This is a genomic window from Frigoribacterium sp. CFBP 13605 (assembly GCF_014839405.1).
Lineage (GTDB): Bacteria > Actinomycetota > Actinomycetes > Actinomycetales > Microbacteriaceae > Frigoribacterium.
The window spans coordinates 1-9742 of the sequence record NZ_JACYNS010000094.1; the positions used below are offsets into that span (position 1 = coordinate 1).

Here is a 9742-nt window from a genome sequence, read left to right on the forward strand (position 1 = left end):
GACGGTGGCCGCCGTCGCCGCCCGGACCGACGCGGACGCACCCGGCTCCGTCGCCACGGCCCCCGCCACCACCGGTGCGACGCCGGATGCGGCGAGCGGAGCGGCCGGTGCCTTCCAGGACCCGGCGGCCCCGTCGTACACCTCGCCCCCGGCCGACGCGACGCCGGTCCGCCTGCAGATCCCCTCGATAGGGGTCGACTCCGGCCTCGAAGACCTCGGCCTCGGCGCCCAGGGCGAGCTCGACCCTCCGAAGGAGTGGCTGTCGGCTGGGTGGTACCAGGACGGCGTCGTCCCCGGCGCGGTCGGACCGGCCGTGATCGCCGGACACGTCGACTCGGGTGACGCCCCCGCGGTGTTCGTCGACCTCGCGAAGCTCGTGCCCGGCGACGAGGTGCAGGTGACGCTGTCGACCGGCTCGGTCGAGACCTTCCGCGTCACGGGCAGCGAGCGCACCCCGAAGGCGACGTTCCCGACGAGCGACGTCTACGGGGCCAGTCCGACCCCCGGCCTCCGGCTGATCACCTGCGACGGCACCTTCGACCGGTCGACCGGGCACTACGTCGACAACCTCATCGTGTTCGCGGACCTCGTGGCCTCGTGACCTGACGCCCGACCGACGCCTCCGACACCCGACACCCGACACCTCCGACACCCGACACCTCCGACTCCCACCCGACGGGAAAGGACCCCACCATGAACGACGCCCTCGTCATCATCCCGACCTTCAACGAGCGCGAGAACCTCGACTGGATCGTGGGGCGCACCCTCGCCTCCGGCGCCGCGGTCGACGTCCTCGTCGTCGACGACGGCTCGCCCGACGGCACCGGAGAGCTGGCCGACGCCTACGCCGACCGCGATCCCCGCGTGCACGTGATGCACCGCACCGAGAAGGCCGGCCTCGGCGCCGCCTACCTCGCCGGCTTCGCCTGGGGGCTGGAGCGAGGCTACGACGCCCTCGTCGAGATGGACGCCGACGGCTCGCACCACCCCGAGTACCTGCCCGGCATGCTCGAGCTGCTCCGCGAGAACGACCTCGTGCTCGGCTCACGGTGGGTGCCCGGCGGCGCCGTCGAGAACTGGCCCCTCCGCCGGGAGCTGCTCAGCCGTGGCGGCAGCTGGTACACGCGGGGAGCCCTGGGCATCCGCGTGGCCGACACGACCGGTGGGTTCCGGGTGTTCCGCTCGTCCGCGCTGCGCCGTATCGACCTCGACCGGGTCGAGTCGCGGGGGTACTGCTTCCAGGTCGACCTGCTCTGGCGCGCGCTGCAGGCGGGCCTGCGGGTCGTCGAGACTCCGATCACGTTCACCGAGCGCATCCACGGCGCCTCGAAGATGAGCGGTTCGATCGTCCGGGAGTCGCTGACCAAGGTGACCCTGTGGGGTCTGCGTCGACGGTCCCGCGCCGTCGTCGAGTTGGTCGTGCGACACCGTCGCCTGCCGAGCGTCCGCGCGACCTCGCACCGGGTCGGGCCCGTGCGTGGCGGCGTGTCGACGCGCTAGCAGGGAGGCGGCACGCGCGCGCCCGGGGTGGTCAGCCCCGGGCGCGCGTCATCTGTCCTGGCCCCGGTCGGGCCCGCGTCGGCCGAGTGCGCGTCGGCCGTGCCCGCGTCAGCGGACGATCGCGACCGAGTGCGCCGGGAGCAGAAGGCTCGACCCCTTGGCGATCGACGCGTCGCTGGCGAACAGGACGGTCTCGGCGCTCACCGCGACCCGCGCCTCCTGGTCGGCGAGGTTGATCGCCATCTTCAGGTCACCGCGCGTCAGCACGAGCCAGCGGGCGTCGCCGTCGTACTCGACGCCCGTCTCGCCGAAGCGGGGGTCGGTCAGGGCGGGCTCGCTGCGGCGCAGCGCCCCCAGACGGCGGTACGCGTCGAGCAGCACCGCGTGGCGGCCGGTCTCGAGCTCGGACCAGTCGAGCTTGCTGTCCTCGAACGTCGAGGGCGCCTGCGGGTCGGGCACGGACGACTCGTCCCAGCCCATCTTCGCGAACTCCTCGATGCGGCCCTTCGCCGTCGCCTCGCCGAGGTCGTGCTCGGGGTGCGAGGTGAAGAACTGCCACGGGGTCGAGGCGCCCCACTCCTCGCCCATGAAGAGCATCGGCGTGTACGGACCGGCCAGGGTCAGCGCCGCGGCGATGATCAGCTGCCCGTCGTCGAGCGTCGCGGCCAGGCGGTCGCCGATCGCCCGGTTGCCGATCTGGTCGTGGTTCTGGTTGGCCACGACCAGGCGCCAGGTCGGCATGTGCTCGGTGTCGACCGGGTACCCGTGCGTCGCCTCGCGGAACGACGACCAGGTGCCGTCGTGGAAGAAGCCCTTGGTCAGCACCTTGGCCAGGGCGCCGAGCGGCTCGAAGTCGGCGTAGTAGCCGGTCGTCTCGCCGGTGAGCGCGACGTGCACGGCGTGGTGGAAGTCGTCGCTCCACTGCGCGTCGAGGCCGTAGCCCTGGCGGTGGTCGGGGCCGAAGCCGCCGCCGTCGCGCGGGGTGACGAGGCGCGGGTCGTTCAGGTCGCTCTCGGCGATCAGTGAGAGCGGCCGGCGCAGGTGGCTGCTGAGGGCGGCGGTCCGCTCGGCGAGCTCTTGCAGCAGGTGGACCTCGCTGTCGTCCTTGAGGGCGTGCACGGCGTCGAGGCGCAGGCCGTCGACGTGGTAGTCGTCGAGCCACATCGCCGTGTTGTCGAGGATGAACTCGCGCACCTCGTGGGCGCCGTCGTCGTCGAGGTTGACGTTGTCGCCCCAGGTGTTCGCGTGCTTGCTCGACAGGTACGGCCCGAACAGCGGCAGGTAGTTGCCCGACGGGCCGAGGTGGTTGTACACGACGTCCTGCACGACGCCGAGACCTGCCGCGTGCGCGGCGTCCACGAAGCGCTGGTACGCCTCGGGACCGCCGTAGTTGTCGGTCACCGTGAACCAGTCCACGCCGTCGTAGCCCCAGTTCCAGCGGCCGTTGACGCCGTTCACTGGCAGCAGTTCGACCAGGTCGACGCCGAGGTCGACCAGGTGGGGCAGCTTCTCGATCGCCGAGTCGAGCGTGCCCCCGGGCGTGAAGGTGCCGACGTGCAGCTCGTAGACGACCGATCCCGCCAGCTGGCGGCCGGTCCACGCGTCGTCGGTCCACGCGAAGGCGCCCGGGTCGTAGGTCTCGCTCAGGCCGTGCACGCCGTCGGGCTGGCGACGCGAGCGGGGGTCGGGCAGCGGCGTCTCGCCCTCGGGGGAGTCGCCGCCGTCGAGCACGAAGCCGTAGCGGTGCCCCGGGCCCCGGTCGAGGTCGGCGGGGGCGCGCCACCAGCCCGTGTCGGGCTCGGCGGACAGCGGCAGCAGCTCGCCGTCGAGGTGCAGGTGGACGGTGGTCGCTTTCGGGGCCCAGACGTCGTAGACGCTCATCGGTCTCCTCGGGTTCGGAAGGGGCGGGGGAGGGGGTCGAGAAGGCACGACATGCCGCTCACGTCGAGAGGTGAGCGGCATGTCGTGACGTCTCGCCCGGGGGCGACGGTAGTCGGGCGCGACGGGGCGCGACCCGACGGGGTCAGTCCTCTGCGGGGATCAGCAGGGCGACGGGGTACGTGTCGAGCACGTCGGCCAGTCGGAGGCGACCGCCCTCGTGCCGACGGCCGGTGAGCACGTCGCGGTACGCGCCTCCTGCGGTCAGGACCACGGTGTCGTCCCAGCCGCCGGCCTGCTCGAGGGCCACGGGGAGGCGGGTCGCGATCGCGAGCGCCCCGCCGCGGTCCACGGCGACGGCCGACGCGGCCTGCTCGCCGAAGACCGGCAACGCGGCGTAGCGCGTGAACAGGTCGGGTCGGTCGCGGCGCAGCGTCAGGGCGTGGTGCGTCACCACGAGCTTGGCGGCACCGGTGTCGTCGATCGCCGGCGTCGCGCCGCCGCGGACCTCGTCCAGGAGGCGCCGGCGGAGGGCGAAGTCGACCTCGCGTCGGTTGTCGGGGTCGACGAGCGAGAAGTCCCACAGCTCGCCGCCCTGGTAGACGTCGGGGCTGCCGGGGCCGGTCAGCTGCATCAGCGCGACGCCGAGGGAGTTGCTGTAACCGGGTGCACGCAGCACGTCGACGATGCGCTCGACCTCGTGACGCACCTCGTCGTCGTCGAACGCGGAGTCGACGGCGGCGTGCATCCGTCCTTCGAAGGCCTCGGCCTCGTCGGTGCGGTCGGTCCACGTGGTCGACGTGCTCGCCTCGCGGGACGCCTTCTCGGCGTAGGCGTGCAGGCGCTCGCGCGACGCGGGCCACGAGCCGACGATCGTCTGCCAGAGGATGTTCTCGAACGGGCCGTCGCCGACCGGGGCCAGCTCGCGCAGGCGTTCGAGGGTCGCCGCCCACTCGGTGGCGACCTCGGCCAGCACCGAGACGCGGGCGCGGACGTCGGCGCTGCGCTTGGTGTCGTGCGTGGAGAGGGTCGTCATGCCGAAGGGACGCTCGGCGAGGCGGACCTGCTGACGCGCGTGGAACTCGTCCGGCGTGACGGAGAACTCGCTCGGATCGGCGCCCACCTCGGTCAGCGTGGCCAGGCGGCTGTAGCGGTAGAAGGCGGTGTCCTCCACGCCCTTGGCCATGACCATGCCGCTCGTCTGCTGGAAGCGCACGGAGGCGGGGTGCGACTCGTCGCGCAGCACGGCGACGACGCGTCCGACGGCGTCGGCCAGGTCGGGACGGTGGGTCGTGGCGACCTCGGCGGCCTCGGTCAGCCACTCGGCACCCTGCGGCAGGTAGCTGCGGTACACCGGGAAGGCGGCGGCGAGCTCGGCCAGCGCGTCGACCACGGACGGGTCGACGGTGTCGCCCTCGGCGATCAGCCGGGCGAGGCGGTTGATCTCGCTGCCGAGGATGCCGTCGGCGATGCCGCGCTTCGTGCCGAGGATCATCTCGTGCCAGTCGACGGGCTCGTCGCCGGTGGTCTCGTCCGCCCCGGCGGCGTGCTCGTCGGCGTCCACGCCGCGGGCCCGGCGCAGGCGCGCGTCGAGGGCGTCGAGGGCGGGTGCGCCGTTCGGGTCGACGAAGAGGCGGTCGAGGTCGGCGAGGGCGTCGTAGCCCGTCGTGCCGGCCGTCGCCCAGTCCTCGGGCAGGCGCTCGTCCCCCTCGAGGATCTTCTCGACGAGCACGTGGGCGTCACCCGTCAGGGCCGCGAGCAGGTCGAGGTAGCCCTTCGGGTCGGCCAGTCCGTCCGGGTGGTCGACGCGGAGGCCGTCGACCAGGCCCTCCGAGAACCAGCGGCCGATCTCGGCGTGGGACTCGGCGAAGACTCCCTCGTCCTCGACGCGGATGCCCGCGAGGGTGTTGACCGCGAAGAAGCGGCGGTAGTTCAGGTCGGTGTCGGCGCGCTTCCAGTGCACGAGCTCGTAGTGCTGCCGCGAGTGCACGGTGGCGGCGTCGTCGCCGGGCGAGCTCGTTCCCGGGGCGATCGGGTACACGTTGTCGTAGTACTGCAGCTCGTCGCCGTCGACCGTGAGGCCCTCGATCGAGCCGTCCGCCGCGGCGGGCTCGCCGAGCACCGGCAGCAGCACCTTGTCGCCGCCGGCGGCCCAGTCGACGTCGAACGCGTCGGCGTAGCGGGACGCGCGGCCGTGGGTCAGGAGGTCCCACCACCAGACGCTCGCCTTCGGGGTGGCGACGCCGACGTGGTTCGGCACGATGTCGACCAGGACGCCGAGTCCTGCCGCGTGGGCGCGGGTCGACAGCTCGTCGAGCCCCTCGGCGCCGCCCCGCTCGGGGTCGACCTGGCTGTGGTCGACGACGTCGTACCCGTGGTCGCTGCCCGGTTCGGCGGCGAGGATCGGGGACAGGTAGACCCAGTCGGCACCGAGGTCGCGCAGGTAGGGCACCAGCTCGCCTGCCGCGTCGAGTTCGAAGGAGGCGCGCACCTGCAGGCGGTACGTCGAGCGCGGGTGCATGGTCGGTTCGTGTCGGGTCACAGTTCTTCCTCGGCCGTGGCACGCAGGACGACGAGCGAGCGACCCGCCACGGGGAGTCGATCGCCGGCCCGCAGAGCCGCGGGGGCCTGCGGGGTCGAGGGCGGTTGGGTGGTGGTGGCGGCGCGGGTGGCCGTCGGGGTGCGGGGGGCGGCGCTGGCGGGCGGCGGAGGCGCCGTCACGGTGCTGTCGACCACGACCTCCCAGCCCTGGGCGTACTCGTCGGGCGGGAGGACGAAGGTGACCGTCTCGGCGCTGGCGTTGAAGTACAGGACGAAGTTGACGTCGGTGATGCGACCGCCTCGGGCGTCACGGCCACGGATGCCGTTGCCGTTGAGGAACATGCCGATCGCCTTGGCGTAGGACTCGTTCCACTCGCCCTCTTGCATGGCGTCGCCCTCGGTCGTCAACCAGACGATGTCGGGCAGGGGCTCGCCCTCGCCACGGGTGACGGGACGGCCGTTGAAGTACCGCTGGCGGCGGAAGGTCGGGTGGTCGTGGCGCAGCTTGATGACCTCGGCGACGAACTCGATCAGCTCGCGGTCGGCGTTGGGCCAGTCGATCCAGCTGATCTGGTTGTCCTGTGCGTACGTGTTGTTGTTGCCGCCCTGCGTGCGACCGAGCTCGTCGCCGTGCAGCAGCATCGGCACGCCCTGGCTGAGCAGCAAGGTGGCGAGGAAGCTGCGCTGACGCTGCTCGCGCAGGGCGCGGATCTCTCCGTCGTCGGTCTCGCCCTCGACCCCGGAGTTCCACGAACGGTTGTGGCTCTCGCCGTCGTTGCCGTTCTCGCCGTTGGCGTCGTTGCGCTTGTCGTTGTAGCTGACGAGGTCGCGCATCGTGAAGCCGTCGTGAGCGGTGACGAAGTTGATGCTCGCGACCGGGCGTCGCCCGTCGCGTTCGTACAGGTCGGCGGAGCCGGTGATGCGGCTGGCGAACTCGCCGAGCGTCGAGGGCTCGCCGCGCCAGAAGTCGCGGACGGTGTCGCGGTACTTGCCGTTCCACTCGGTCCACTGGGGCGGGAAGTTGCCGACCTGGTAGCCACCGGGGCCGACGTCCCAGGGCTCGGCGATCAGCTTGACCTGCGAGACGATCGGGTCCTGCTGCACGAGCTCGAAGAAGGTCGAGAGACGGTCGACCTCGTAGAACTCGCGGGCGAGCGACGCGGCGAGGTCGAAGCGGAAGCCGTCGACGTGCATCTCGGTGACCCAGTAGCGCAGGCTGTCCATGATGAGCTGCAGCGAGTGCGGGTGACGGACGTTCAGGCTGTTGCCGGTGCCCGTGTAGTCCATGTAGTGCTGCTGGTCGCCGTCCATCAGCCGGTAGTAGGCGGCGTTGTCGATGCCCTTGAACGAGAGGGTCGGACCCAGGTGGTTGCCCTCGGCCGTGTGGTTGTACACGACGTCGATGATGACCTCGATGCCGGCGTCGTGCAGCACCCGCACCATCGTCTTGAACTCCTGCACCTGCTGGCCGATGTCGCCGGTGGCCGAGTAGGCGGCGTGCGGGGCGAAGAACCCGATGGTGTTGTAGCCCCAGTAGTTGCTGAGGCCCTTCTCGAGCAGGGTGTTGTCCTGCACGAACTGGTGCACGGGCATCAGCTCGAGGGTCGTGATGCCGAGCTTCTTCAGGTGGTCGATGATCGCCGGGTTCGCGACGCCGGCGTACGTGCCGCGTTCTTCCTCGGGGATGTCGGGGTGCGTCTCGGTGAGGCCCTTGACGTGCGCCTCATAGATGACGGTCTCGTCGTAGCTGTACTTGGGGGCGCGGTCGCCCTGCCAGTCGAAGAACGGGTTGATGACGACGCCCAGCATCATGTGCGGGCCGCTGTCCTTGTCGTTGCGCGAGTCGGGGTCGCCGAACGTGTAGGCGAACAACGCCTCGTCCCAGTCGATCTCGCCGCAGGTGGCCTTGGCGTAGGGGTCGAGGAGGAGCTTGTTCGGGTTGGCACGCGAGCCGTTCGCGGGGTCGTACTCGCCGTGCACGCGGTAGCCGTAGCGCTGACCGGGTTGCACGGTGGGCAGGTAGGCGTGCCAGACGTAGGCGTCGACCTCGGTGAACTCGACCCTCGTCTCGGTGCCGTCGTCGTCGAACAGGCACAACTCGACCTTGCTGGCGGCTTCGCTGAAGATCGCGAAGTTGGTGCCGCTGCCGTCGTAGGTCGCGCCGAGGGGGTAGGGGTTGCCGGGCCAGGTGTGCATCGAACCTCCGATTGGGACTCGCTCAGCCTAGGGGCGAACGGGCGCCCCGTCCGCGCGAGGACGGGGCGCCCGCCGGGCCGCACGGGCCGGGCGGGCGCCCCGTCGGGGCGGTGCTCGCTCTGTGGTGCTCCTCCTGCTGGGTCGGCTACTTCGTCACGGCGGCGAGGGCGTCGACGATCCCCTCACCGAACCAGCCGTTGTCGGCCGGCGTGCCGGTGCAGGTGGTCGTGCCGGTCGGGCACGGGGTGTCGGTCGCCTGTCGCTCGAGCAACCCGACGAGGGCCGTACCGCCGAGACGCGGGTGGGTCGACTTCAGCAGGGCCAGCACGCCGGCGACGTGCGGCGAGGCCATCGAGGTGCCCGACTTGGTCCCGTAGCCCCCGCCGGTCACGGTCGAGAGGATGGCCGAACCGGGGGCCGCGACGTCGACGACGCCCTCGCCGTAGTTCGAGAAGCCCGACTTCGCCCCGGCCGAGGTGGTCGACGACACGGTGACCACGCCGTCGAGCTCGGTCGGGATGTCGAGGCAGCGTGAGTCGATCGGGCGGGTCGTCGGCGTGGTGTCGTTCGGGCTGTCCGTGTCGACCGTCTTGTTCGCGAGGTCGATCGACGAGTTGCCGGCCGCCGCGACGTTGACGATGCCCTTCTTCTGGGTGAACTGGACTGCGCGGTCGACGGCGGTCAGCACGGCCGCCTGGTCGACGTCCGAGCCGCACCAGAACTGCCACGGGTCGACGTAGTAGCTGTTGTTCGTGATGTCGGCACCGGTCGCAGCGGCCTGCATGAAGCCGCAGATCGCGGCCTCGGGGTAGATGAAGCCGTCGTCGCTGACGACCTTGACGGCCGACATCGTCACGCCCGGGGCGACGCCCACGATGCCGACGCCGTTGCGGGCCGCGGCGATCGTGCCGGCCACGTGGGTGCCGTGGTCGCTCGTCGTGGGCTGCCAGGCGGCGTAGCTCGAGTCGGGCGTCCCGGTCAGGCAGCTCGCCGAGGCGGCCACGTCGATGTTCGGCTGCAGGTCGGGGTGGTCGCCCTCGATGCCCGAGTCGAGCACGGCCACGAGCACGTCGCGGCTGCCGTCGGTGACCTGGTGCGCCTGGTCGGCCCCGATGGCCGTGAGGTCCCACTGCTGGGCCTCGAGGGGGTCGGCGACGACGGTCGTGGCCTCTTCGAGCCGCTGCTCGGGCGAGGTCGCGGCCTTCGGCTTGCCGGGGTGTCCGGGACCGCCGGGCTTCCCCGCACCGCCCGGGTGGCCGGGCCTGACGGGCTTGCCCGGGCCCGGGGCGGTCGTGCCGACGCCGTAGGTCGGGTCGGTCTCGGCGACCGCGGCGGTGCGGGTGGCACCGGCCGACGAGACGGCCTTGTCGCTCCGCACCGAGGGGGCGAAGTTCGCGTTGCTCGACTGCGCGACGACCACGCCGAGCTCGGCGTACGCGGCGATGACGCTGCCGCCCGTCGCGGCGACCGCCCGCTCGACCTGCTTGGTCGCGCCGGGGTTGGCCTTGCCCGCGTTGACGACGTAGTTCATCACCGGCCCCTCGACGACCGGCAGCGTCGGGGCGGGGCCCGGCTTGCCGGGTGCGGCGGGTGCACCGGGCGCGGACGCGGGAGGCGCGGCGACGGC

6 protein-coding genes are annotated in these 9742 nt (G+C 71.9%); 2 read left to right on the plus strand and 4 right to left on the minus strand.

What is annotated here, in order from left to right; translation table 11 throughout:
- A partial coding sequence (locus tag IFT36_RS13350; protein ID WP_200413373.1) for a class F sortase occupies positions 1 to 601 on the plus strand: 601 nt, incomplete at its 5' end.
- A 92-nt stretch (positions 602 to 693) separates the two neighbouring features.
- Positions 694 to 1500, plus strand: a complete 807-nt coding sequence (locus tag IFT36_RS13355) for a polyprenol monophosphomannose synthase (protein ID WP_056048503.1) — start codon at positions 694 to 696, stop codon at positions 1498 to 1500.
- 108 nt (positions 1501 to 1608) lie between these two features.
- Here the strand turns inward: IFT36_RS13355 and treZ are convergent, their stop codons facing one another.
- From treZ to IFT36_RS13375, 4 genes are all read right to left on the minus strand, one after another.
- Positions 1609 to 3381, minus strand: coding sequence for a malto-oligosyltrehalose trehalohydrolase (treZ, locus tag IFT36_RS13360; protein ID WP_192122700.1), 1773 nt, complete (start codon positions 3379 to 3381; stop codon positions 1609 to 1611).
- 142 nt (positions 3382 to 3523) lie between these two features.
- Positions 3524 to 5899, minus strand: coding sequence for a malto-oligosyltrehalose synthase (gene treY, locus IFT36_RS13365; protein WP_200413375.1), 2376 nt, complete (start codon positions 5897 to 5899; stop codon positions 3524 to 3526).
- A 17-nt stretch (positions 5900 to 5916) separates the two neighbouring features.
- Positions 5917 to 8115, minus strand: a complete 2199-nt coding sequence (glgX, locus tag IFT36_RS13370) for a glycogen debranching protein GlgX (protein ID WP_082460561.1) — start codon at positions 8113 to 8115, stop codon at positions 5917 to 5919.
- 145 nt (positions 8116 to 8260) lie between these two features.
- A partial coding sequence (locus IFT36_RS13375) for a S8 family serine peptidase (RefSeq protein ID WP_200413374.1) occupies positions 8261 to 9742 on the minus strand: 1482 nt, incomplete at its 5' end.